This window comes from Oceanospirillum beijerinckii DSM 7166 (genome assembly GCF_000422425.1).
GTDB classification, from domain to species: domain Bacteria; phylum Pseudomonadota; class Gammaproteobacteria; order Pseudomonadales; family Halomonadaceae; genus Oceanospirillum; species Oceanospirillum beijerinckii.
In genome coordinates, this window is the sequence record NZ_AULT01000028.1 from 59,792 (window position 1) to 85,733 (window position 25,942).

At 46.9% G+C, this 25,942-nt stretch carries 21 protein-coding genes and 1 pseudogene; 10 read left to right on the forward strand and 12 right to left on the reverse strand.

What is annotated here, in order from left to right:
• Positions 1–65 precede the first annotated feature (65 nt).
• From H579_RS0109330 to H579_RS0109340, 3 genes are read right to left on the reverse strand one after another with little or no spacing between them, the layout of a single operon-like run.
• Positions 66–521 carry a thioredoxin domain-containing protein gene (locus H579_RS0109330; RefSeq protein ID WP_051227489.1) on the reverse strand — a complete coding sequence of 152 codons (456 nt, stop codon included), beginning with the start codon at positions 519–521 and terminating at the stop codon, positions 66–68.
• 46 nt (positions 522–567) lie between these two features.
• Positions 568–894: a HypC/HybG/HupF family hydrogenase formation chaperone gene (locus H579_RS0109335; RefSeq protein WP_028300452.1), complete on the reverse strand. Its 327-nt coding sequence runs from the start codon at positions 892–894 to the stop codon at positions 568–570.
• Positions 895–897: 3 nt separating this feature from the next.
• A complete protein-coding gene (locus H579_RS0109340) occupies positions 898–1,581 on the reverse strand; it encodes a HyaD/HybD family hydrogenase maturation endopeptidase (RefSeq protein WP_084624055.1) in 684 nt (227 codons plus the stop codon).
• 488 nt (positions 1,582–2,069) lie between these two features.
• Here H579_RS0109340 and brnQ point away from each other — a divergent pair, with 488 nt between their 5' ends.
• From brnQ to H579_RS25060, 5 genes are all read left to right on the forward strand, one after another.
• On the forward strand, positions 2,070–3,389 hold the full coding sequence (brnQ, locus tag H579_RS0109345; RefSeq protein WP_028300454.1) for a branched-chain amino acid transport system II carrier protein: 1,320 nt from the start codon (positions 2,070–2,072) through the stop codon (positions 3,387–3,389).
• 89 nt (positions 3,390–3,478) lie between these two features.
• Positions 3,479–4,867 carry an MFS transporter gene (locus H579_RS0109350; RefSeq protein ID WP_028300455.1) on the forward strand — a complete coding sequence of 463 codons (1,389 nt, stop codon included), beginning with the start codon at positions 3,479–3,481 and terminating at the stop codon, positions 4,865–4,867.
• A 397-nt stretch (positions 4,868–5,264) separates the two neighbouring features.
• Positions 5,265–6,815 (forward strand): choice-of-anchor I family protein, encoded by a 1,551-nt coding sequence (locus H579_RS25055; protein ID WP_051227490.1) that lies wholly within the window; start codon positions 5,265–5,267, stop codon positions 6,813–6,815.
• 688 nt (positions 6,816–7,503) lie between these two features.
• Positions 7,504–8,763, forward strand: a complete 1,260-nt coding sequence (locus tag H579_RS0109360; RefSeq protein ID WP_028300456.1) for a cyclic di-GMP phosphodiesterase — start codon at positions 7,504–7,506, stop codon at positions 8,761–8,763.
• A 307-nt stretch (positions 8,764–9,070) separates the two neighbouring features.
• Positions 9,071–9,496 (forward strand): immunity 22 family protein, encoded by a 426-nt coding sequence (locus H579_RS25060; RefSeq protein WP_051227491.1) that lies wholly within the window; start codon positions 9,071–9,073, stop codon positions 9,494–9,496.
• Between the two features lie 187 nt (positions 9,497–9,683).
• Here H579_RS25060 and H579_RS0109370 read toward each other — a convergent pair whose 3' ends face one another.
• From H579_RS0109370 to H579_RS0109410, 8 genes are all read right to left on the reverse strand, one after another.
• On the reverse strand, positions 9,684–10,433 hold the full coding sequence (locus tag H579_RS0109370) for a type 1 glutamine amidotransferase (RefSeq protein ID WP_028300457.1): 750 nt from the start codon (positions 10,431–10,433) through the stop codon (positions 9,684–9,686).
• A 155-nt stretch (positions 10,434–10,588) separates the two neighbouring features.
• On the reverse strand, positions 10,589–12,574 hold the full coding sequence (locus tag H579_RS0109375) for a methyl-accepting chemotaxis protein (protein WP_028300458.1): 1,986 nt from the start codon (positions 12,572–12,574) through the stop codon (positions 10,589–10,591).
• A 122-nt stretch (positions 12,575–12,696) separates the two neighbouring features.
• A complete protein-coding gene (locus tag H579_RS0109380; protein WP_028300459.1) occupies positions 12,697–13,419 on the reverse strand; it encodes a glutamine amidotransferase-related protein in 723 nt (240 codons plus the stop codon).
• 134 nt (positions 13,420–13,553) lie between these two features.
• Entirely contained in the window at positions 13,554–14,369 is an 816-nt protein-coding gene (locus H579_RS0109385; protein ID WP_028300460.1) for an ABC transporter permease subunit, read from the reverse strand.
• A complete protein-coding gene (locus H579_RS0109390; RefSeq protein ID WP_028300461.1) occupies positions 14,369–15,325 on the reverse strand; it encodes an ABC transporter permease subunit in 957 nt (318 codons plus the stop codon). Before H579_RS0109390 ends, H579_RS0109385 begins: the two co-directional genes overlap by 1 nt.
• Positions 15,322–16,491, reverse strand: a complete 1,170-nt coding sequence (locus tag H579_RS0109395) for an ABC transporter ATP-binding protein (protein WP_028300462.1) — start codon at positions 16,489–16,491, stop codon at positions 15,322–15,324. The genes H579_RS0109390 and H579_RS0109395 overlap by 4 nt, the downstream gene beginning before the upstream one ends.
• A 418-nt stretch (positions 16,492–16,909) precedes the next feature.
• On the reverse strand, positions 16,910–18,001 hold the full coding sequence (locus H579_RS0109400) for a polyamine ABC transporter substrate-binding protein (protein WP_028300463.1): 1,092 nt from the start codon (positions 17,999–18,001) through the stop codon (positions 16,910–16,912).
• Between the two features lie 313 nt (positions 18,002–18,314).
• Entirely contained in the window at positions 18,315–19,658 is a 1,344-nt protein-coding gene (locus H579_RS0109410; protein ID WP_028300464.1) for a glutamine synthetase family protein, read from the reverse strand.
• Positions 19,659–19,943: 285 nt separating this feature from the next.
• Here H579_RS0109410 and H579_RS0109415 point away from each other — a divergent pair, with 285 nt between their 5' ends.
• The 3 genes from H579_RS0109415 to H579_RS0109425 all read left to right on the forward strand — a co-directional run bounded on the left by H579_RS0109415 (position 19,944) and on the right by H579_RS0109425 (position 23,570).
• Positions 19,944–20,660: a GntR family transcriptional regulator gene (locus H579_RS0109415; protein WP_028300465.1), complete on the forward strand. Its 717-nt coding sequence runs from the start codon at positions 19,944–19,946 to the stop codon at positions 20,658–20,660.
• A 578-nt stretch (positions 20,661–21,238) separates the two neighbouring features.
• Entirely contained in the window at positions 21,239–22,618 is a 1,380-nt protein-coding gene (locus H579_RS0109420; protein WP_036565921.1) for an aspartate aminotransferase family protein, read from the forward strand.
• Positions 22,619–22,763: 145 nt separating this feature from the next.
• Positions 22,764–23,570, forward strand: coding sequence for a LuxR family transcriptional regulator (locus H579_RS0109425; RefSeq protein WP_028300467.1), 807 nt, complete (start codon positions 22,764–22,766; stop codon positions 23,568–23,570).
• A gap of 49 nt (positions 23,571–23,619) precedes the next feature.
• On the opposite strand, the gene H579_RS0109430 is transcribed toward H579_RS0109425, so the two are convergent.
• Entirely contained in the window at positions 23,620–23,871 is a 252-nt protein-coding gene (locus tag H579_RS0109430; RefSeq protein ID WP_028300468.1) for a type II toxin-antitoxin system Phd/YefM family antitoxin, read from the reverse strand.
• An 87-nt stretch (positions 23,872–23,958) separates the two neighbouring features.
• Between H579_RS0109430 and H579_RS29865 the strand changes: the two genes are divergently transcribed.
• Together H579_RS29865 and H579_RS28890 are read left to right on the forward strand one after the other, a co-directional pair.
• On the forward strand, positions 23,959–25,698 hold the full coding sequence (locus H579_RS29865; RefSeq protein ID WP_084624056.1) for a PAS domain S-box protein: 1,740 nt from the start codon (positions 23,959–23,961) through the stop codon (positions 25,696–25,698).
• Positions 25,699–25,773: 75 nt separating this feature from the next.
• Positions 25,774–25,942, forward strand: a pseudogene (locus H579_RS28890) (IS5/IS1182 family transposase); the annotation flags it as partial.

The following is a 25,942-nucleotide window of genomic DNA, read 5'->3' on the forward strand; positions in this document are numbered from 1 at the left end:
TTCCCGATGCTGTCGAAAGATGCCTTGCGGCTTTTCCAACCAACAACAACTTATCTTGATGGGTATTAACTCAAGCTGGCCAGTGGGATATCCCCACCAGGGTTTGCTGCCGCAGGCTTGGCCAAAATAGCCGGAATCTGACGTAAATAATCATCCCAGTTCTGAATACGGCTGATCTGCCCCAGATAAGCACCCTGTTTCAGAAATACCAGGGTTGGCCATTCACGGAAGTGGTAACGTTGTTGCCACTCTTTTTCGATCTCGGTACTGACCACAGCGCCTTGAATATCAACCCCTTGATTCTGCAAGCCAGTCAGCAGTTCTGGCAGTACAACGGCCACATCCAGGGTTTCTGGAAAACGATGAGGCTGCTCACCAAATAGCAGTATCTGAAACTCACTTTGAGCCGCCAGGGCATCCAGATCAGCTTGATCGTTTAATACTGGATAGCGACTTGCCACCAGCTGTTGAATCAGTGGGTGTTGTAAAAAAGGGATCGGTTTCTCTTGTTCAAACTGCACGCTTCTATCCTCTGTTTCTCGATCTATCTCTTATTATTTTTCTGAACTAATTGTTCTGTTTTTGTTGATCAAATTGCGCTTGCAGATGCGGTGGTAACTGAGGCTCCCGCTCTGTGAGATCAGCAAACAAGGCTTCATCAAAACCCTGGCCCTGCATCACTGCCGACATCGCCTTTAATGCTCGATTCACCTGCTCTGCCCGTTCCTGTGAGATCACCTCACGGGCGGCCTCAAGAAATACCAACAGCCATTGATCTGTCGTTACCGGTTCTACCAACTGGATATCGATCCAACGGCTATTACCATCAATATCGCGACATAAGGCACGACCAAGATTGATCTGCTCAACCTGCATAGGAATACCGATACACATCGGTTAATCCTCTTGTGTCGTAAACTGACGATTTAAAAAGCGGGCATCGCCGCCGCGGAACGCTTCCTGTTCAGAAGGACGTTCGCCTTCATAGCGGGATTGCTCCAGTTGATCCGGTGCCAGCAGTTCCTCGTCAGGTAACGGCTGTTCACGTTTCGTCGGAAAGATGTTGTACTGGGCAAGAAATTCCAGTGCGACATCTAAAGAGGGTTGAACCTGTTGCTGCACAGGTTCGCGCAGGCTGCCACCAAAGTCTTCCAGCTCTTCCGGCTGCACACCTACCAGTAGCAAAGCTTCAGGATAACCACCGGTAAATTCCGCCATAGCCAACACTTCCTGAAAACCGGTTTGATGCAGACTCATCTGCTTGGCCCCCATAAACTTAGGCACATCATCATCACGGACAATTTTCATAGTGCCCGGCTTCAAGCCATAATCGATGGCATCAAAAACCACCAGAACATCCGCTTCCTGGACATGTTGCACCAAGTAGATGCCTTGCGTACCGCCATCCATCAGCTGCACATTGTCAGGAAAAAGATAATCACGATGCAGCACCTGTACACAGCGCACACCAAAACCTTCATCAGCCCATAACACGTTGCCAATACCCAAAATGAGTACTTTTGTCTCATCGGAACAGTCAGTTGTTGCAGCAATAGCAGTTGGATTGTTGTTATCTGTCATTGTTATGCCCAAACCTGAGTTTTTGACAGATCTATTAATCAAGGAACGTGCCAGTCACCAAAAAGCCCTTGGCGCTGGGTGTTACAGCAGGGGTTACAGCAGATCGAAAAAGTCAAAGTGGAAAGCTAACTTCCACTTAGCCAGAGAAGTGCAAACTCTTTTCAGCGAAAAAAGTAGATCCCTAAACCGCTAGAAATAACCAGCATTAATCGGCTAAGACAGCAGTGCTTTTTATCATTATGCGATTCCGGCTTATGAGAAATTTATCTGCATAAACCTGACCAGATAAAATTAATCAAAAACGCTGTTCACACCGAAAACACATTTATTCATTACATAAATATTTCAATAAATCAGCAATATATAGATTTTCTATCTACCTATAAGTAGTTTTACTTGAAGATCAATTTTGTCTGATGTTATAACCCTCCGCTTGCCCGAAAGGGATACACTTTTTTCTGTTGTTCTTATTTATTTTTGGGGTTGTTGTGACTAAACAGCTAACAAAGGCCGACATTTTTGGCCTGGGTTTTATGACTTTTGCGTTTTTTCTTGGGGCAGGCAATATTATCTTCCCACCCAAAGCCGGTATGCTGGCAGGAAGTGAGGCTTTGCCTGTGATGTTAGGCTTTCTATGTACGGCGGTAGGTTTGCCCTTATTGGGGCTTTTTGCTGTCGCCAAGGCCGGGGGTGGTATCTCCAATATGACCCGCCTGCTGCCACCGGCTATTGGTGTCACTATTTCGGTGGCTATTTTTATTATTATCGGCCCCTTAATTGCGGCTCCCCGTACCGCACTGGTCGCCTATGAGCTGGGTGTTCAGCCTTTTGCTGTGGTCTATGATGATCTTCTTCTACCACAATGGCTCTATTCTCTGGCCTTTTTTGCTATAGCAACACTGCTTTCCCTCTTTCCTGGCAAGCTGATGGACTCTATAGGTAAGATACTTACCCCTCTATTGATCCTTCTGCTGGCTGTACTGGCTATTTCAGTATTGTTTGCTCAAGGAGGCACCGTACAACCAACGGACCCGGCTTATGTCGCCTCCCCATTTACTAAAGGTGTACTGGATGGCTATAACACCATGGATGCTCTGGCTTCCATTATGTTTGGTATGCTGATCATTGATCTGTTACGTAAAAAAGGCATCACCGATTTTCAACAACAATCGCGTTATCTGGCCATTTCAGCTGTCATTGCCGCTGCTGGCTTAGCCTTTGTTTATATTTCGCTATTTGTACTGGGCGCTAACTTCGGTATTGCCGGTACAAGCAACGGTGGTGAGATCCTGGTACATTATGTTCAGGACAAATTCGGTCTGGTGGGCATGATCACTTTGGCAGGCGTGATTACACTGGCGTGCTTAACGACTGCAGTAGGTCTGCTTAGTGCCTGTTCCGATTATTTTGCCAGCTTAAGTAAACACTTATCCTACGGCCACTTTGTGCTTATCAATGCGGTTTTCTGTATGATGATGGCTAATCTGGAACTGGGTTTATTAATAGAGCTGAGTATTCCGGTTTTGGTCGCGGTGTATCCAATCGCAATCGCGCTGATTCTTTACACTCTGTACAGCCCACAGATCACAAACAAAAAGCCTGCTTTAATCGCCATCCTGTCCGTCGCGACTATTTTCGGCGCTATTGAAGGTATTAAGGCCGCAGGTGTGGCACTGGATGCCCTATCTTTCCTGCCACTCTATGATCAAGGTCTGGCCTGGTTACTGCCTGTGATGAGCATTCAACTACTCTTTATGGTGACAGGTAAAGCCACTCGCAGAGAACGCGGCGAGGGTGCCAGCCTTTAACTCAATTTTCAGCAGAGATGAGGCTGTTCACTATTTTTAGTGCCAGCCCGCTCTCTGTACTGATGACACGCCCCATAGGACGGTAATCTATGTCCCGGCAGACCTCTGCTGTTACACGCTCTAATGCATTAGCGCTAGCCAGTTTATGTCTGGCTACTTTCTTAATTCCGCAAGCGATGTCGGCTGTAAATATTGCCCTGCCTATGGTCGCAGAAGAGCTGGCAGCTGATGCAGTAGCCATCAGTTGGCTATCAACCATCAATCTGTGGGGCAGCGTGGTGCTTATGCTGCCTGCGGGTCGGCTGGCGGATATGCTGGGACGCAAACGGGTTTATCTCACCGGCACACTGTGCTTCACTCTGGCATCTCTGTTGGTGTTTCTGCCTCAAAGCGTTGAATCTCTCTTAGTGATTCGCTTGTTACAGGGGTTATCCAGCTCTTTGGTATTTGGTACTGCGTTAGCTATGGCCAGTGCCCTGGCCAGCGATAAGAATCGTGGCATGTCGCTGGGTTTTGTTTCTACTTCGGTTTATCTGGGGCTAACCTGCGGCCCGACTCTCGGCGGCTGGCTGACCGAGCTATTGGGCTGGCGCAGTGTTTTTTGGGCCCCTACTCCCTTGTTAGCGTTGGCAATTACCTTCGTATTGCTAACCATTAAAGGCGATTGGAAAAGCGAAAAGCCGGGCAAATTTGATTGGCGCGGCAGCCTGCTGTTTGTTAGCTGGACCTCCGCACTCTTCTTCGCGCTATCAGGGTTACCAGATTGGCCCTATCTATTGCTATTGGCTGTAGGTTTTTTACTGTTGGCATGGTTTATCCATCAGCAGAAAGCCAATTCGCAACCATTGGTCAACATTAACGCCCTGCAACAGAATCGAGTATTAAACCGCTCTATGCTGGCAGGCCTGTTTATGTATGCCGCCCATGCGCCTCTGTTGTTTCTATTCAGCCTCTATCTGCAGTATATCCAGCAGATGTCACCGGCAGATTCAGGGCAGCTGGTGCTACTTCAAGCATTAATGATGGCCTGTTTTGCTCCGATTGCCGGACGTTTATCGGATCGTTTTGATGCCCGAATGATTGCCACATCCGGTTGTTTGATATTTGCAAGCGGTTTTATCTGCCTGATAGGCATAAATGCTGAAACCAGCATGACTCAGCTAGTGATCGGCCTGTTGTTACTGGGGACCGGCTTTGGTTTCTTCTCTTCACCGAATAACAATGCAGCCCTTAGCGCAGTACCTAAAGATCGCCTGAGTATTGCCACAGCCCTGCTGAGTCTTTCACGTACGCTGGGCAATATGTTCAGTATGGCCATTGTGGTGCTGCTGTTTAATCAGATCCTGGGGAATAGTCAACTCAAACCGGAACAGTACCCAGATCTGTTATTTGTGCTGCAATTTTCCTTGTCACTGTGTTTGATCTATAGCCTGATTGCGGCCTATAACTCTTGGTCCAGAGGGCGTGTCAGCGAATAACCGCCTTTACACTCTCTTGCTATTAAGCAGGCTGCTGTGCAAATCTTCAGACGGCAGCCTGTGATACCCTTCTTCCAAAAACTCAACAATAGCTTCCAAAAAAAGTCACTACTTTGTCATCACCTTTACATAAGACCACCAGAAACTATGGCACTACTGCCTGTGATCAAAGCGTCAAATGTAGTCGTTTTTCAATCACAGAACCTGCACTTAATAACAAGCTAATACCAAACACGATAAGTTGTTGTTGGACGGACAAGCCGCAAGGTGCCTTCCGACAGTCATCCGATACCCGAGCAAATGTCCGATGGCACTTCGCTTATCCAGCCTACTCTGATATCAAGAAACTTATCGGGAATGGTATAAATCATTAGTGAAGAGAGAAATAAGGGATAATATGAAAACTGCCATCAAAACACTGTTAGCAGCCAGCATTTCCACAGCGCTACTGACCGGTTGTAACGCTACTCAGCAAACTCAAACCGTAACAAACCCGGATATCGGCGGTGGTCAGGTACTACTGTATAGCGCTGAGGGGCAGTTTATTGATGCAGCCAATGTGGGCCATCTGCCAGATATGGTGCGTTTTGTGAGTCCGACTAAGCTGTTAGTAGCTAACGAAGGTGAACCCACCGACGATTATAAAACCGATCCGGAAGGTTCGGTGAGCTTTATTACTCTGAATGAGAGCAAAAAAGTAGCTAAAGTAACCACTCAAGGCTTTGCTCTGATCCCAATGAACGGTCAGGTACGTATTAAGCCGGGTAGTACGGCTGCTCAGGATTTAGAGCCAGAATATATCGCAGTCAGTAAAGACGGCAAAAAGGCCTGGGTATCCCTGCAGGAAAACAACGCCCTGGGTTTAATTGACCTGGAAAAAGAGCAGATCACCGAAGTCAAAGATCTGGGTAGTGTGCGTATACGCGGTCAGCAGATGGATATATCAGATGATGGTAAGGCTAACCCAACAGCCAGTAACCCAGATAATATCTACTCCCTGTATCAGCCGGATACCATCGCCAGCTACCATGTTAACGGCAAAGACTATGTCGTAACGGCCAACGAGGGCGATGACCGCGAATACGATGGCTGGGAAGATTACACCAAGACCAAAAAGCTAAAAACACTGTCACCTGAGCTGAAACAAGCATTGGCCAATCAAAACAGTGAATCCCTACGTGTCTTTAAAGATATGGGCATGAACAGCAATGGCCAATACGACTCTCTGTATATGGCAGGTACCCGTTCCTTCTCTATCTGGGATGCTCAGGGTCATCTGATCTTTGACAGCGGCGCTCAGTTTGAACAAACCCTGGCACGGTTACTGCCACAACAATTTAACACCCGTGTGGATAATGATGACAACGGTTTCTTCTTTGAAGGTCTCGACGCCCGCAGTCTGAAAAAAGGTGCAGAACCTGAAGCCCTGTCGATTGCCCAGATTGGTGATCGTCACTTTGCTTATATCGGCCTAGAAAAACAGGGCGGTATCTTTGTCTACGACATCACCAACCCATACCGTCCACAGCAGATCCAGTACTTTAACGATATCAACTATAGCCAAAAACCAGAGCAAGCCGGTGATCTGGAGCCGGAGGGCATGGTGAATTTCCAGCAGGATGGCAAGCACTACCTGGCGGTTGCTAACGAGATGAGCGCCACTGTGAGCCTATATCAACTGGCCGGTACTGGTGCGATCACCAAACTGAGTACGGTTAAACTGGGCAGTTTTGACAAAGGTGCCGCTGAGATTATCGATTACAATCCAGCAAACAAAACACTGTACGTCACCAATGGTGAACAGCAGCGTGTTGATATGATCAGCGTAGCGAATCCCTTCAATATTGAGAAAAAAGGCTTTATCGACTTCTCTACTCACGCTGATGAGCTACAGAGTGTCTCGGTGAAAGATGGCGTGGTGGCTATCGCCGTAAGCCGTCGCGATTAACCAGCATTGGCCCATTCTTAACCCGAAAGTTCATTAGAATAAAGCCAGTTCAAGCTATAAAATAGCGGGCCATTTATCACGGCCCGCCGCTGTATCATTAATTATTCAAGCTATTAATAAAAGTAACATCAAATCCAATCATTAAGAAATATATTAAATACTTTATTGAGCTATCACAGTATTTTAAGCAGAAAAGATAAACAACAGATAAATCCTGCAAAAGAAGGAGCCTATATATCACACAGATAATAGCCATTTTCCTACAAGCCATCAGGATATTTTCCATTAATTACAAAATTAAACATATTTGGCTTAAAACACTATATACCCATGCAACATACATGTCTTAGTATGAACATGCTTATTAGTGAAGTAGCGCTTTTACCAGCCTGATAGCAATTTACTGCATAGCCTGAATAGTCAGAGCATGGAATTAAGCACCTGATAAAAACTAAAAAACTAAACAACTAAACGAAAGTCTCCAGCGCCAGTAATCCCGTATTCTTAGGTCTCACGGTTAGCATCGGAATACTTTTGTAAACTGAATAGACACCTAAGCAAAAGGATTTCGACCACCTTTCGGCCTACAGCTGGCAAAGCTTCTTCTTTTCTAAGAGGTTAAAGGCTTTTTGTTTGGTCCTATTTACTCAGACGAGATTCTAGGGAAGGCCTACGGCCAGGTTTGTTTATGCGGAAACAATTAGCAGTAGAGCATGTACGTATCGGCATGCATATCGTTGAGCTTGATATTGATTGGATAAAATCTCCCTTCTGGCGCAGACGCTTTACCGTTAAAACGGAAAAGGAGATGAAACTACTCCAGGAGTACTGTAAGACCGTATGTATCGATCTTAAAGAGTGCACTCCTGCCTCCCTTGCGCATTTGCGCCGAAAAAAGGCGGAACAATCAGCACAAAAAGCCTCAATCCCGACTGAACAGCAACCTCTTCAAAGCATGGAACCCGCTGAAGAGATACCATTAGAAGAACGCAAAGGTTTACTTGCTGTACCGGAATTACTTAGCCGTAAAGAGCTGCAAAAAATAGAAAGCCACATTGCTGTTTGTGTAAACGAAATTAAGGATGTCTTCACCCGCATTAGTAATGGCGACACGGTAAGCTGCGAAAACCTGACGAATGCGGTCAAACGATTAACCGATGATGCACTCAATGATGCAGGCTCCCTACTCCTCATTTCACGGCTAAAAGAGAAAGAACTGACGCTTGCAGAAAAATCAGTAAACGTCTGTATTCTGACTATTGCATTTGCTCAGTATCTTCAGTTAGACAAACGTAAGACACGTATATTAGGCTTAGGCGCCTTATTGCATGACGTCGGTATGCTGAAAGTACCAGAGTATCTGTTAAACCATGAGGGCCCCCTTAATGATGCTCAACGAAAAGCCATTGAGTACCATGTTACTGAAGGGTTAAGTTTTGTGGGTCTGCATGACGAACTGTCAGGTATTCGCGAACTGAGGGATATTATCGGCAATCATCATGAACGCTATGATGGCTCAGGTTATCCTAAAGGCCTGAAAGGAGACAGGATTCCCTACATGGCTCAAATCCTGGGTATTACCAGCACCTATGAAGCGATGACACGCGAGCGCTTTTATAGCGGCGCCTCCAGCCCAACTCAGGCGTTATCTAAAATGTACAGTTGGCGTGCTACTCTTTTCGACTCTCAACTGGTACAAAAATTCATTAAAGCCCTTGGTGTTTATCCTCCAGGATGCATGGTTGAACTTCAAGACAGTCAAGTAGCCGTTGTGACAGGTATTAACCCTGAAAACCGCACCCGCCCGGTTATTCGTATTCTTAAGGGGCCAATGTCATCTGAAAGCAGCTACGCTGATGAACTCAACTTAATGAGTCCTGAGCTCGCTCATATGAAAATCTCCCGCACACTGGAAGGTACTGATTTGGAACAATTAAATATCGCCTGACTACCGCCTTATTCGCCTTATTTCGCAGAAGTCATATAAGAAAATACAGACAGCCCCATACAGTATCCCGGCAGTTTAAGCCGGGGTACTTCTGAAATAGCAACACTATCGTAAGCTGCCCACCAAAAGCCCTGCTCTCTAAATCACCCGTTATTCAAATAGTTGCACTTGCTACTTGAATCCAAGCTGACACAAGAAAAATAATATCTCTATCACGACCACATTAACCGACGGGTGTTTATCCCATCGTTGACTGTTAAAATAGGCCACAAAGCTATAGCCATCAAGTAACTTTAAGAGCCAATTCATGTTTGATTTCAGCAAGAAAAATAAAGTATCCGTCTGGGCTTCGCAGCATCCTTACGCCGATATCCCTGATGAATATTTTGAAGAAACATTTTCTCGTAACAACACTCGTGCCACTAATCTCTGGTCGAACAACTTTAAGTTAAAGTTCTTTCTGCCGGACAATATGGAAACCAACGGCAGTTTGGATGGCTTAGTTGATATCCGCCAAGCCGCTGGAGAATGTTCATTCTCTGAGTCTTATATGCCACAATTGATGAGCAAAGCCCGCAAGAACAAAATGGAGCAAGTCAGCTGGATTGTACTATTGTTTGAGTGTGAATATAGTCTGCGCCAGACCAATATCAGCAAAGATGAATATCTGACTTTCCTGGGGGCCTTTGATTATGATTCTGATGCTCCCAGCCTATTCGAAGTTGAAGGCTAAGTAGCGAGTACTAATGCACCTGTGTGGCTCTTTGGTTGTCTATATCAAGCGCTCCCGGAATTTAAAGCGTAGATAAGAGCCCACTGGACTGGCCTGCGTCAAGTGGGCTTTAATGCAGGTAAAGTAGTTTTTAGAGGGCAGAAATATCCACCTTTTACTGCCCCCTTTCCTCATGAGTCACTTGTTATTATGCCTCAATCGTCTGCTGGTGCTCCTTGTAAGCTTTAAAAGCATTTTCTAAGAAATCCGCCAGCCATACAGCTACGTCCGGGGAGTCCAGCTTTTTACTCTCCACAGTTTCCAGAGCCGCTTGTTTAAGGTCTAAGGGGAAGGCTGTTTCAAGCTTAGCATTCAACAGATCACGCTCATAACTCTGGGTAAACTCAGGGTGGCCCTGCAAAGTGACGATATGTTCACCATATACCAAACCTGCATTACTGCAGAAGCTGGAATAAGCCAAACGTTCACTGGCATCAGGCTTCTCAATTACCTGATCCTGATGAATAGCATTAATGGCGAAGCTTCCAATTCCACCCGGAATAAAGTCGTGTACACCTTCAATTTGATAATCCTGCACCCCCAGAGACCAGCCCCCAGAGAATTTTTCGACTTTGCCACCCAGCGCATCGGCAACAATCTGGTGGCCAAAACAGATACCGACCATAGGTCGCTTCTGCTCATAAATCTCAACAATAAGCTGTTTTAAGGGTTCCATCCATGGGAGGTTATCGTATACCCCGGCAACAGAACCTGTAATAACCCAGCCATCACACTCATCCAGTGAACCTGGGAAGATATTATCCAGCACAGGATAAATTTGATAGCTAAAACCCTTGTCAGTCCTGTTGAACAGGTTTACAAACATATCCGCAAAACTGCCGTGTTGATCCACCAGCATCTCAGGGCCTATATCTGTGGCCAAAATACCCAGCTTCATAAACTTTTCCTGCTATTTAATAGGGTTACTCTATTCAACCTTTGCGGTTGTTGTTAAATTTTCCGACAATATACTAACTTACAGTTAATGCGACTAGCCCAAAGATTTAATTCAGGATTCTCCTATCTCCTGAATCTACACTAAGCAGCTAACATCTAGACCTTAAACCTCAGTACCTGCTGGGATAGATTATCCGACATATTAAGCAGGGACTGACTTTGCTGAGCTGCTGTTTCCGCACCCTGTGTAGTCTGCACCATAATCGTACTGATCTCGGTCAGGCTCTGACTGATATCCACTACCGTACTGCGCTGCTCATCCGTAGCCGTGGCCACTTGAGAATTCATCTCACGCATACGCTGTACCGCTTCTAATACCTGATTCAGATCCTGAGTACTGACGCTGAGCTGGTCACTGCAATTGACCGCCTCAGAGCTACAGGCCGATAGGGTTTTAGCACTTTTCTCAGCACCGGCTTGCAGATTAGACACCATCTGTTCGATATCGGTGATAGAACCTTGAGTTCGTGTTGCCAGTGATCTCACCTCATCGGCAACTACCGCAAAACCACGCCCTGTTTCACCGGCACGGGCTGCTTCAATAGCCGCATTCAGGGCCAGTAGATTAGTCTGCTCAGCAATAGAGCGAATCACATCGATCACTTCACTAATAGAATCACTGTGTTTTTTCAGCTGATTGACTTCATGCATCGCAGAAGACACCTGCTCAGATAGCTGACGAATCGCCTGATTGTTATTCTGTAAAGCATTGCTGCTGTACAGCAGAATATCCGCTGCCTGAATGGCATCATCCAGGGTCTGACGGGCATGATCTGCGACCTCATTTGAACTGGCTTCCATCTCGGTGGCTGTAGCGGATAAACGAGCGCTCTGCACACCTTGCTGCTCAACACCTTGCAGGGTTTCCTGGCTGATATCCGAGCTTATTTTGGCGGTGTTATGTACCTGATCGACGGTGGTTTTGATCTGATTAACCAGATCACGCAGCTGCTCAGATAACTGGTTGGTACTGGCTGACAGCTCGGTTAGCTCATCATTACCTTTCACCGGCAGCGCCGTCGTCAGATCCCCTTGAGCAATACGCGCCATACCGGATACCACGTCACGCAATGCACTTTGCAGATAACGGATCAGACGAAGACCAAACAGCAGCGAACAGATCACCGCCAAAGCAGCACCGACAATAATCAGTAGTTTGCCCTGTTGGATAGTACCGGAAGTAGAGGCCTTCACTTCTCCTTCCTGCTGTTTCGCCAGCTGAATAAACTGATCTATCAAGCCTTCATTGCGATTTACTAAAGTCTCAATCTCTGCCAAAAGTACTGTAGATTGTTCCGTTGCCCGTATGGCATTCAAATGAGATACCAGCGTCAGCTTATTGTCCTGCAACTGGGCTTTATAGGGCTGCCAGGTTTCGATAATGGATTCGTAAGCGTCTTCATCCAACGTTTTGGCTTCTGAGATACCTGTTTCTATACGCGCAATGGTTACCAGAATGTCCTGGTACTGTTTCTCTGCTTCAGTCCTATTACTGTTTGTTAACAAGTCCGTTACTTTTGACGTCAAAAAAGAGAGATCATCCCGTAGCGGTTTCAGTACCTTTAGGTAGTCATAGCGAAACTCTTCAAACAGCAGATCTTCCAGGGTGTAAACGATCTCACCCGCCAGATACTTATACTCTTCCGCTTGTTCCTGAATCTGCTGTTGTTGCGTCCAATACAGCTGTTTTTGCTGCACGATTTGATTGGACTTGGTAAAAATATTGTCTGTCGCTTCCTGAGCATCGGTTAATGCCTGGGAAGCATTATTGCCTTCAATAGCTTGTAGTTGCTGAAAAGCGGCGGCGAAAGTTTGCTCGATACGCTGTAGGGATAGGCTGACATCCTCTCCCGCCTGGGAGCCTTTACCGGACAGATACTCCAGCAGGATATATTTGGTTTCTAGCAGGTTGGCTCTCAGATCACCACTGACCGCCACTCGGGGAGATGCTTTATTGACTGCGATATCCACCTGCTCTCCCACAGAATTAAAACTGTGGTAGGACGCCACTGAGGTCAGCAGGAACAGGGATAGAATCACAATCAGTGTCAGAGCGATGCGTTGACCGACGGAAATACTCATAGTCACTCCGCTATTTCATCATTCTGTAGACAATAGAAGATCGCCAGTGCAGATCCGCACCGTGAAATTATTATTTTTTTGAAAGGAGCAGCTGCCTGATCCTGGCAGCTGCAAGAGAGGTACTAGGCGGCGCGGGAGCGCAGGAAGTTAGCCATCCAGCCTGCCACAACCACAGAATCGGTCACGGCATCATCTTCACGTACGCTTGCCAGACCTTGCTCTGCCGCTTCATCCGGGATCACTGCACCTTTACGCAGATTGATCAGCTCATCTTCATAAGCGATATTAAATTCCGGGTGTGCCTGGAAGGTCAAAATCTGGTTGTCGTAGAGCAAACCGGCATACTGACAGAACTCGGAGCTGGCAAACACTTCAGCGTTGTCCGGCTTATTAATCACCTGATCCTGATGCATCGCACTGATGGTAAACGCAGAAGGCGCACCGGCCAGGAAGTCATAGGAGCCTTTCAGCTCATAGCTGTGCAGCCCCACCCCCCAACCACCGGAGTACTTGTCCACTTTACCGCCAAAGGCTTCCGCTACAATCTGGTGACCAAAGCAGATACCTACCAGAGGCTTACCTGCCGCATGAATCTCGATAATCAGCTCTTTTAACTGCTGCATCCAGGGTAGGTTCTGATAAACATTGAACTTTGAGCCTGTAATGATCCAGCCATCACATTGCTCTGCTCCGCCCGGAAAACGGCCTTCACGCACATCAAACACTTCATATTCAAAGTGTTCCCGTGCCTGATCAAACAGCTGAACAAACATATCTGCGTAGGAACCGTATTGGGTCAATAACTCATCAGGGGTAATACCCGTCGCCAAGATACCTAATTTCATCTCTATACCTGTCGATGTGAATGCCTGCAGAACCCGGAATCAGGCTCTGCAGGGTTGTCTCTAATTATTAGTTGCTAATTTTTGCTAGCTAAATGCAGTTTGGAATGGATCGATTCTGATATTTTCAGATCTGATTATTGTGGCTTGGCCAACATACGTGCCTGTCGACGCATCTGGTACATGGCAGCAATCACACCGATGGCTACGATAGCGATCATAATAGTCGCCAGTGCGTTCACCTCTGGGGTGACACCCAAGCGCACCTTGGAGAAGATCACCATCGGCAGGGTGCTGTTACCCGGACCGGATACGAAGCTGGCGATAACCAGATCATCCAGCGACAGGGTGAACGACAACAGCCAACCGGAGATAATTGCCGGTGCAATCAGCGGCAGTGTTACCAGGAAGAACAGTGAGGATGGCTTAGCACCCAGATCCATCGCCGCTTCTTCCAGCGTCTCATCCATAGAGGACAGTCGGGCCTGAACAATCACCGCTACATAAGCCATACAGAAGGTGGTATGAGCGATAATAATGGTGCCGGTACCGCGACCTGCAGGCCAACCGAACATGCCTTCCATCGCCACAAACAGCAGCAGTAGCGACAGACCTGTAATCACCTCAGGCATTACCAGAGGTGCCGTAATCCAACCGGACAGAATCATCTTGCCGCGGAAAGGTCCAAAGCGACTCAACACAAAACCGGCCATGGTGCCCAATACCACCGCCAGGGTGGCACTGATAAAGGCGATCTTCAGACTGAGCAAGGCCGCATTGATAATCTGCTCATTGTTAAACAGCTCGCTGTACCACTTCAGGGACCAACCACCCCAGACGGTCACCAGCTTGGATTTATTAAAGCTGTAGATAATCAGAGCAATAATGGGCGCGTACAGGAACAAGAAACCAAAACCCGCCGTAATATTTAGAAAGAGTGATCTGCGTTTCATTAGATAGCCTCCTCTTTACCCTGGCCATTACGGATCAACATAATCGGCAGTACCAGTACAACCAGCATTACAATCGCTACCGCAGAAGCCATCGGCCAGTCACGGTTAAGGAAAAACTCATCCCACAGGACACGACCAATCATCAGGGTATCCGAGCCACCTAACAGCGCAGGAATCACAAACTCACCGACTGCAGGAATAAATACCAGCAGACAACCTGCAACAACACCTGGAATTGCTAAAGGCAACGTAATCAGGAAGAAACTCTGGAATGGACGACAACCCAGATCTTCAGCCGCTTCCAGCAGAGTCATATCTAACTTTTCCAACGCGCTATACAGCGGCAGCACCATAAACGGCAGATAGGTATAAACGATACCAATATACACCGCGAAATCGGTCTGAAGCAGAGTCAGAGGCTGGTCAATAATGCCCATGCTCAGCAGAAACTCATTCACGATGCCGTTTTTCTTCAAAAAGCCCATCCAGGCGTAAACACGCAGCAGGAAAGAGGTCCAGAACGGCAAGATCACCAACGCCAGAAGCAGGCCGCGTTTTGGGCCGTCAGCACGAGCGATCATATAAGCGATCGGAAACGCCACTAATAAGGTAAAGAAAGTGGAAACTGCCGCGATCTTAATGGAGCTTAGATAAGCATCCAGATAAAACGCATCCTCAAACAGGTAGAGATAGTTACCCAGATTGAGCTTGATGTTGATATAGGCCTCTTCCCAATCCATCTCAAACAGAGAGGTATAAGGCGGCACTGCAATGGCGGTTTCAGCCAGGGAGATCTTAAATACCACTAAGAAGGGTACAAAGAAGAAGATCCCCAACCAGAGCATAGGCACACCAACTACGGAGAAACGACCCCAGTTGATGCGACGCATAAAGTTGTACTTGGTCATTAGCGAGGAGGACTCGTTAATCCAAGGCAGGCGTGATGTTGTACTCATGATGTCAGTACCACGCTGCTGTCAACGTCCCAGGACAGAAACACCTTATCATCCCAGGTAAAGCGCTCGCCCATATGACGGTTAAAGTTCGGCTGAGTAACACGCACCTCTTTACCACTGGCCAGGCGCACCTTAAACACCGACAGGCTGCCCATATAGGCGATCTCTTCGATCACACCATGGATGCAGTTCTCGTCTTGTTCCGGTTTCTCATGGCTGATCTTGATCTTTTCAGGACGCAGTGCAACATGAACAATCTGGTTTGGCGCACAGCTGATACCGTGATTGATATACAGTGTCGCACCGGCTTCTTCAGATTTAATACGCACCGTATCCGGTTCATCTTCAATTACTTCACCTTCAAACAGGTTCACCGAGCCGATAAACTCCGCCACAAAACGACTGTTAGGGTACTCGTAAACATCGTGCGGCTCATCAGTCTGCACGATCACACCGTGGTTCATTACCCCGATACGGGTCGACAACGTCATAGCCTCTTCCTGATCGTGGGTTACCACGACAAAGGTCACACCCAGTTCTTCCTGGATGTTAATCAGCTCAAACTGAGTCTCTTCACGCAATTTTTTATCCAACGCACCCAGGGGCTCATCCAATAGCAGGAGTTTTGGACGCTTAATCAATGCACGGGCCAAAGCAACACGCTGACGCTGACCACCAGACAGCTGATGTGGTTTACGCTTACCCAGATGCCCCAACTGAACCATGTCCAGCATCTTTTCAACACGCTGTTTGGTCTCACTGCGGCCAACACCTTCACGTTTCAGGCCAAAGGCTACGTTATCCGCCACACTCAGGTGGGGAAACAGGGCATAGGACTGGAACATCATATTGACCGGGCGCTTCCAGGGCTGGATGCCCGCCATATCAATGCCATCGATCAGAATACGGCCACTGGTCGGCGCTTCAAAACCCGCCAACATACGCAGCAGAGTACTTTTGCCGGAACCGGAACCACCTAACAGACAGAACAGTTCGTTTTTGTAGATATCCAGTGAAATATTATCAACCGCGGTAAACTCACCAAATTTCTTGGTAATGTTTTCAATGCGAAGGAAGGGTTCGTCACTGTTTTGTTTCCACGACGGCACTTTAGCAGTGTCTGCCGAAGCGGCTTGTTGGAGGTTGATCGGTTGGGATGAAGTCATAACTAACCCTCAGTACTTATTCTTATTTAGTGATTCTGTTGTTAGCTGTCACAAAACTGGAAACAGAAACGGCCAGACCACCCTTAAGGGAGCCTCTAAATAAGCTTTTTAAACACCATGGCTTTAAATGCCGATTAAAAAACTTATCTAGTTGCTCTCTATTGCATTCCTTATCCATTTCCAAACAATTTTTTAATATCAGGGTAGGTTGGATAAGCGAAGCGCCATCCGACATTATTCTGATACTCAGATATTGTCGGAAGGCGCCTTGCGGCTTTTCCGACCTACGATAATTAACTTGGATTGGTATTTCTTTTTTCTCGCTTAAAACAGAGGGAAAATGAGGTTTTCCCTCTGTATAATTTAGAACCTTAAGCCTTATCTTATCGGGCTTTCAGGCTGTAAAACTGATCGATTATTACCGACCTGTCTTGATTCCAGTCCAGGCGCGAGTTAACAGACGATCAAACTTGGCAGTGTGCGCATTCTGAGTAAACAGGTTGGCTTTTACTGCTTCAGATGGGTAGATACCTGGGTTGTTCTTAACATCGTCATTCAGCATGGGCTCAGCCGCTTTATTCGCTACGGCGTAGTAAACATAGTTGGAGATACCGGCACTGGTTTCAGCTTTCAGGATGTAATCAATAAACTGATGAGCTTCATCTTTATGAGGAGCATCCGCTGGAATCGCTAACAGATCGAACCATACCAGCGTGCCTTCTTTCGGAATGACATAGCCGATTTTATTCCCCTGCCCCGCTTCTTCTGCACGGCTTTGCGCCTGCAGGATGTCACCGTTGTAACCCAGTGCGACACAGATTTCACCGTTGGCCAGATCAGAGATATATTTACCGGAGTGGAAGTACTTATAGCTATCACGTACAGAGTTCAACAGCTTGGTGCCCTCTTTCAGATCTGCTTTACTCTCTGAGTTAGGGTCCAGGCCTATATAGTTCAGCGCGATAGACATTACTTCGGCGGGAGAATCCAGCAGACCAATACCACAATCAGCCAGTTTAGCCGCTACTTCCGGGTTAAAGATCAGGTCCAGAGTATCCAGCGGCATATCGCCCAGACGCTCTTTGACCATCTTCTCGTTATAACCCAGACCGATGGTGCCCCACGCGTAAGGTACGTTGTGCTTGTTACCCGCATCGTGACGCTCAATCTTGGAGATCAGTGCTGTATCCAGATTACCGTAGTTGCTCAGTTTGGAGCGGTCGATCTCAGAATAGATACCTGCCTGAACCTGGCGCTCCAGGAAAGCACCGGTTGGTACCACAACGTCATAACCGGAACCGCCAGACATCAGTTTGGCTTCCAGTACCTCGTTGGAGTCGTAAACATCGTAGTTTACTTTGATACCCGTTTCCTTCTCGAACTGCTTAACCGCTGCAGGATCGATATAATCAGACCAGTTGTACACATTAAGCACTTTGTCCTCAGCCAAGGCTGAAGTGGACAGAGTCAGTGCAACTGCTGCGGCTATACCTAGTTTTTTCTGATGCATTGTTTTTCTCCGCTTATGCCGCCAAACCTTTTGATCTGTGCAAAGATTTATTGGTCATCGTTGTTATTATTGATGATGGTTTAACGCACTCAAACAAAAGCTTCGCTTACAAAAAGCGCTTTATTCTCCAGCCGCAGGCTGAAACTTTTGCTTAAATATGCAAGCCATTCGTCAGTCGAAAATCTGCAACGCTTTGGGTCTGTAATGACTGTACGCCAGCATCCCAATGACGCTATATACCCCCCAATGGGTATTTTAAAAAAACACCCCGAATCAATAGCTTAAGCACTGTAGTCCGGGGCATTCAGTCAAATTATAGGTAACCTAGGTAGGCTTCGTACTCAATATCAGAGATACGTTCATGCAATTTTTGCTGCTCCTGGCGCTTCGCAGCGGTAAAGACACGCACAAACTCTTCACCCAGGTACTCATTCAAGAAAGAGCTTTCACTGAAGATTTCAGTGGCCTCATCCCATTTATTTGGCAGTATCAGGTCCTGATTGCCCTCAGTGTAGGCATCGCCTTCAATCGCCTTAGGTGGCATCAGCTTGTTCTCGATACCGTATAACGCACCCGCCAGAATCGCTGCCAAAACCAGATAAGGGTTCGCATCAGCACCGGCCACGCGGTGTTCAATTCGACGGGCCACACAAGGACTCTCTGGGATACGGATCGCTACGGTACGGTTCTCATAACCCCAGCTGGCAAACGTTGGCGCGTGAGCACCCGCCATAAACCGGCGATAGGAGTTCAGATGGGGAGCAAAAGCCAGCATACTGTCAGCCATGGTGTTCATCAGACCGGCGACCGCATGCATCAGGATATCGGAGCCTTCATCACCACCGTTATCGAACACATTTTTGCCTTCTTCATTGATCAGGCTAAAGTGCACATGGAAGCCGTTACCGCTCTTATTACCGTATGGCTTCGCCATAAAGGTGGCTGAGTGACCATGTTTGCGCGCCACACCTTTAATCAGACGCTTAAACAGAATGGCATGATCCGCTGCCAGCGCTGGGTCAGCGACGTGATTCATATTGATCTCAAACTGGCCCGGACCCAACTCAGAGATAATGGTATCCGCAGGCACACCTTGCTCGGCGCAAACCTGACGCACTTCAGCAAAGAAGCCTTCCATATTGTCCATCTCTTCAATGGAGTAACAGTCTGTTGCACTCAGACGGCGGCCATGCCCTTCATCCATAATCGGAGGTCGTGGACGCTGAATCTCTTCAGACTTGGCATCCATCAGGTAGAACTCCAATTCTGTTGCCACAACCGGGGTTAGACCCATTTCCTTAAAACGCTCCACAATACCGCATAGCGCCTGACGTGGATCAGCGCGGAATGGCGTACCGTCAGGGTTAAACATCATAGCCAGGATCTGATTACGAGGTGCCTGCGCCCAGGATACAGGCATAGGCTCAGCATGAACCGGCTTACACACACCGTCACTGTCACCGGTTTCAAAAACCAAACCGTTCTCCAACACATCATCACCCCAGAAATCAAAGCCGATGACTGAGCGGGGCAACTTCACCCCCTCTTCCTTTACTTTGCCCAGGGCAGTGGCGGGCATACGCTTGCCACGAAGATTGCCGTTAAGATCTGTAATAAATAGATCAAATTCTTTTTGATTGTCTGAGCTGGAAGACATATAAACTCTCTCTTTAAAAAACCATCCGACCAATTGACGTCTGTCGAACCAATGCAGCGCGGCATGATTTAAATATGTGCCGTCACAACAGATCGTTTGATCAGATTGCCGATCACTAAAAATTCAATTATTGTGATCACAAATTTAAGAAAGATATGATCACAATTTAAAAATAGCGTCAACAGCATTTAGTCAATTTATTGTTTTGCACCACTATGGTGATCACATTAAGATGAAATGCACCATTCAGTGACTCTATATTCAATCTAGGACTTTAAGGCCAAAATGGATAAGAAATCACCAATAAGAATTACCTTAACCAAGCGCGATGAAAGTGTAACTATCACCCAGTGGGTATACAGCACGTTACGCAATGCCATTATGACCGGGCAGATCCTGCCTGGCCGGGCATTAACCATCCGCGAACTCGCCGCAATCCTGGATGTCAGCCCCATGCCGGTACGGGAAGCGCTACGCCAACTGGCAGCAGAAAGTGCTTTGGAAATTCAGGGCAACCGGCGCGTTATGGTGCCTAAAATGACGGCGATGAAGTTCAACGAGCTGTGTGAAGCACGGATTAATCTGGAGTCTCACGCCGCTGCCCGGGCATTGCCCTATATCGATAACGAGCGCCTGCAGGAGCTGATCGAACTGGATAAAGAGATCGATGAAGCTCAGGACAATGACGATATGGAGCAGATTACGGTACGTAACCAACGCTTCCACCGTGCTCTGTATACCGCGAACCCTCATCAAATCACGCTGCCGTTGATCGAGAGCCTGTGGTTACAGCTGGGTCCCTTTATGCGCCTGGCCAATAGTCGCCTGGAAGAGCATTACACTATTGACCGTCACAACGAGGCATTACAGGCTATAGAGAGAAAGGATGCCCTGGCACTGCAACTGGCAATCGCTGCGGATATTCGAGAAGGCTTTGCTTTTGCCGTAACACCGGAACTGCTGCATAGCTTTATTGAACAGTCTGCTTCTGAGGCCGATTAATACCAAACCAGATAAGTTGTTGCAGGTCGAAAAAGCCGCAAGGCGCCTTCCGACAATAATCAGAGCCAGTGTCGGATGGCGCTTCGCTTATCCAACCTACTCTGATATTAAGAAACTTATCGGGAATGGTATAACCCCCTCTTCTATCACCTTATCTATGGCGGGCTTGCCCGTCTTAAACAGCCCTTAAATTCGATCTTAAAACCTGCAGCTTTGACAGACCATTTCACAGATAGAGCTTCCTTTTTCAGCAAAAATTTCCGCTTTCCGGCTCTTTTTTCATCCTTTTTAGAAAATATTTTCCTAATCACACTTTAAACATCGCTCAATACAGCTTTTTGTTAAAAGCCTGTTAGAACGGGCTTTTAACGCTATAAAACAGATCAGACATAGGCTAAGAAACGGTCTTTTTACGCTCCTCTACGCCTTAGTAGGTATATTGACATTTTAATTTTGTGATCACAAAATTAGCTTCATTAACAAAAACGAGAGCGATTTTGTTAACAAAAACTTGATCACAATTTCGTTATTAGGCTTTTGGTGCGGAAAGAGATTTCCCCACGTTTAGGAGAACGACCATGTCCCAAGACAAAAAATATAATGCAGTGACAACTGAATATCAGGCCCTGGACGCGGCCCACCACCTGCACCCATTCACCAACACCGGAGCACTGAATAAAAAAGGTGCCCGTGTTATTACTCACGCAGAAGGTGTTTATCTGTGGGACAGCGAAGGCCAGAAGATGCTGGATGGTATGGCGGGTCTGTGGTGTGTCAACATGGGTTATGGCCGTAAAGAGCTGGTTGAAGCGGCCACTCAACAGATGGAGAAGCTGGCGTTCTATAACACCTTCTTCCAAACCTCCCATATGCCTGCCGCTGAACTGGCACAAGAGATTGCCAGCGTCACGCCAGGTGACCTGAACCATATCTTCTTTGCAAACTCAGGTTCAGAGGCTATCGACACCATTATCCGTATGGTGCGTCAATACTGGTGCATCGAAGGTAAGCCCTACAAAAATATTCTGATCGCCCGTGAAAATGCGTATCACGGCAGTACTGTGGCCGGTGCCAGCCTGGGCGGCATGAGCGGTATGCACAAACAAGGTGCACCGGGTGTGGGCGGCATTGAGCGTATCCGTCAGCCATACTGGTATGGTGAAGCCGGTGATATGAGCGAAGAAGAGTTCGGTATCGCTTGTGCTAAAGCACTGGAAGAGAAAATTCTGCAAGTCGGTCCAGATAACGTCGCCGCTTTTGTCGGTGAGCCGATTCAAGGTGCCGGTGGTGTAATCGTTCCACCGGCCAACTACTGGGCAGAAATTCAAAAGATCTGTGATAAATACGATATCCTGCTGGCCGCTGATGAAGTGATCTGTGGTTTTGGCCGTACCGGCAGCTGGTTCGGTAGCCAGACTCTGGGCATCAAACCTGACATTATGTCTATGGCAAAAGGCTTGTCTTCCGGTTACCTGCCTATCTCAGCAGTCGCCGTAGGTGACCGTATCGCTAATGCCTTGATCGCCCACAATGAAGACTTCAACCACGGCTTTACCTATTCCGGTCACCCAGCAGCCGCTGCGGTAGCACTGGCGAATATCAAGCTGATGAAAGAAGAGAATATCGTTGACTACGTCGCGAACGATATCGGCCCTTACTTCCAGCAGAAACTGCGTGAGACTCTGGCAGACCACCCACTGGTAGGCCATATTGAAGGTATCGGCCTGGTTGCGGGTATCGCACTGGTTAAAGACAAAGAAACCAAAGAGTTCTTCCCAGGTGATCTGGATATCGGCTATATCTGTCGTGAGCACTGCTTTAACAACGGCCTGATCATGCGTGCAGTAGGCAGCCGTATGGTACTGTCGCCACCTCTGGTGATCACCCGTGAAGAAGTAGACGAACTGTGTGAAAAAGCACTGCACTGCTTCAACCTGACGCTCAAGTCAGTTAGCTAAACCGAAATGCCCGTTAATCGAACCTCTCCAGGTTATTCTTTGGATCAGGCTTGCTTAACGGGTATTTTTATTTAGTATAAACAATAAGTTACATGTTTCTCTAAAATACCAACTATCCTTTCAAGAGCAAACCGGAGAATAAATGATGCAGCAGAAAGTCAACCCGGAACTGATCACCAGCCAATGCGCTAAAGATCTGGCTCTTTTGATTCATCACTTGCGTGTACCCAGCTTCCTCACCGTATTAGAAGAAGTATTAAGCAGCCACTGTCACTTCGACACCATCCTGATAGTGACCTATAAAAAATCATTCACACCCATCATTCTGCACCCATCGGACCCGGCAGAGCAAAGTCCAACACTGCATAACTATGTCAATAAGGCTTTTATTCTCGACCCGCTATTTAACGCCATCCAAAACGGCCTGCAGCCGGGTATCAGTCGTCTGGTGGATATCTGCCCAGACTCCTTTGAAGAAACCGAGTATTACCAAAGCTGCTACAAAAAATTCGATCTGGTGGACGAGATCAACCTCATCGTACAACTAGATCAGAGCACCACTTGTGCTATTACCTTAGGCCGCAAGTCCTTCCTGGGTAGTATCACTCGCGCCGAACTGAACCGTCTGAGAAGCATCTACCCGGTGATTGAATCTCTAATCCACCAGTTCTGGCTGGCTCAATCTCAGGAATATGTGAAATACGAAAAATCCGAAGGCCCAATTAAACAAGCACTGAAAACCTTTGCCAGCGGCGTACTGACTCAGCGGGAGCAGGAAATTCTGGGATTGATTCTACAGGGGCACTCATCGAAATCTATCGCTGACGTACTCAGTATCAGTGTCGGCACCGTAAAAGTGCATAGAAAGAATATTCATAGCCGACTGAATACCTCAACTCAATCAGAGATTTTTACACTGTTTTTGAATCACTTGAATGCGATTGAGACATAGGGATTGGGTTTTAGGATGGGAAAGCCCAGTGAGTGCTGGGCTTTTCGGCTTATAAGGCATCAATATCGACTTCTACAGCTTCTGACAGATCACCGCGACGACTTTCAACCAATTTAGTCAACTCGTAGTCATCCAGCATATCCATCATCAGCTCATATGTTTCAGCAGGTACCAAATAAGCCATTGGCGTATTGTGATTCAATATCGCAATAGCCTCCCCATCAGCCTCATTCAGCAACGCTGTAGGGTTTTTCTTCAACTCAGAAATACTGGCTGAGTAATCGGCTAGAACCTGTTTCATTCAATTACCAAATCAGTAACAAGCGCGGTTTCGGATAAACCAAATGATACCTTTTGTCGTATAACTGCGCAAAGAGGTGTCCAAAGTATGCTGAAATTATTCAAAAACAAATCGAATCATCTGAAACAGATTCTGGACCAAGCCATTGATGGCGTTGTATCGATTGATGAAAATAACAACATTGTTTATTTCAACCCTGCGGCTGAAAAACTCTGGGGCTATCAAGCCAGCGAAGTGCTGGGCAGAAATGTCAAAATGCTCATCCCTGATTCGATCCAGCCCAACCATGATGATTATGTGAATAATCACCGGAAAACAGGCCAGGATAAGTTGGTAGGCACAGCTCTGGACATTCAGCTAAGACGGAAAGATGGCGAACTACTTTGGGTGAACCTGTCACTGTCCAAAGTGGTACGCGATGATAAGATTGGCTACACCGCCATGGTGAAGGATATTTCGAAACAGCGTGAAGCTCAGGAAATTATCGATCAAACACTGGAGCAGGCCATTGATGCTGTTGTGACCATCGACGAAAAAAACAATATCGTTTTTTTCAACCGCGCTGCAGAAAAGCTATGGGCCTGCTCCCGCGATGAAGTCATGGGCAAGAATGTCAAAATTTTAGTGCCCGATTTTGTCAAGCCTAACCATGATAATTACGTTAATCGCAATCGCAGTAGCGGAAATAACCGTGTGGTTGGTTCCTCTGTCGATCTTCCCCTCGAAACTTTTGATGGACGTAAATTAACCGTTAATCTGTCGCTATCAAAAATCTCATTGGAAAACCGCACACTTTACACCGCTTTTTTAAAAGATATCACCGCACGTAAGAAGCAAGAAGAGGAGTTTGCAGTCCTATCTCTGGTTGCAAACCAAACGGATAATTCTGTTGTTATCACAAACAACCGTCGCGAAATCGAGTATGTGAATCAAGGCTTTACGCGGTTAACTGGTTATACACTTCAAGAAGTTGTAGGTAAAAAGCCGGGAGATTTCTTACAAGGTGAACATACTGATCCAGAGACGGTGAGTCGTATTCGTGATGCGCTCAGTAAAGGTAATGCTTTTTATGAGGAAATCTTAAATTACGATAAATCGGGTGGTAGTTATTGGATCTCTTTGGCTGTCAATCCAGTTTTCGCGCCTGATGGCACCATTGAACGCTATATCTCTATTCAGGCTAATATTGATGCGACTAAACGACAAGCGCTGGAGAATGATGTCCGTCTGCAGGCTATTGATAAATCGAATATTGTTATGGAGTGGTCTCCTAAAGGGCAACTGGACTTCGCAAATACAATAACCTATGAAAGCTTTGGGGCTCAGGCGGTTGATCAATTAAAGCACACTATGGGCAACTTATTTGATCTGCTGGCTGCGGAGAAAGTCGCTCAACTAAAAGCTGGTGAAGCGGTAAGCTCTGAGATCCGATTTGAACAAACAGGGCTGGATGATATTGTTTTAGCATTATCTGTCACTCCTTTGATCAATATCGATGGTAGTGTTAAAAAATACCTAATGTATGGCAATGATATTTCTGAGCGCAATAAAGTCGTCTCCGACACCTACGGCGCCATGACCCAGGTTCTGGAGAAAATTGGTCGTATCATTGGCAATATCAATAGTATTTCAGAGCAAACCAATCTTCTGGCCCTGAACGCAGCAATTGAGTCAGCTCGTGCAGGCGAAGCAGGAAGAGGCTTTGCGGTGGTCGCGGATGAAGTGCGTCAACTGTCAATCAGAACAACAGACTCAGTTAAAGAGATCAGTGATTTGATCGAAGAAACCCGACATCACACTGAACGTTTATCAGAATATATGAGCTAGCAGCCTGTCGGACTATTAGCCCATTTCATCCAGATCTAGGATAATAGCCCTTTTCAGGTTCCAGCAGGATATATCATGAGTCGCTTTCGTACCATCGATCGTCAAACGCCTTATCTACTTCCTCCATCTATTGATGACTGGCTGCCTGAAGATCATTTAGCTCGCTTTATTGTAGAGGTTGTCGATAGTCTGGATTTGCAAGCCATCCAGGGAGCATATCGCGGGAGAGGCAGTGCAGCCTATC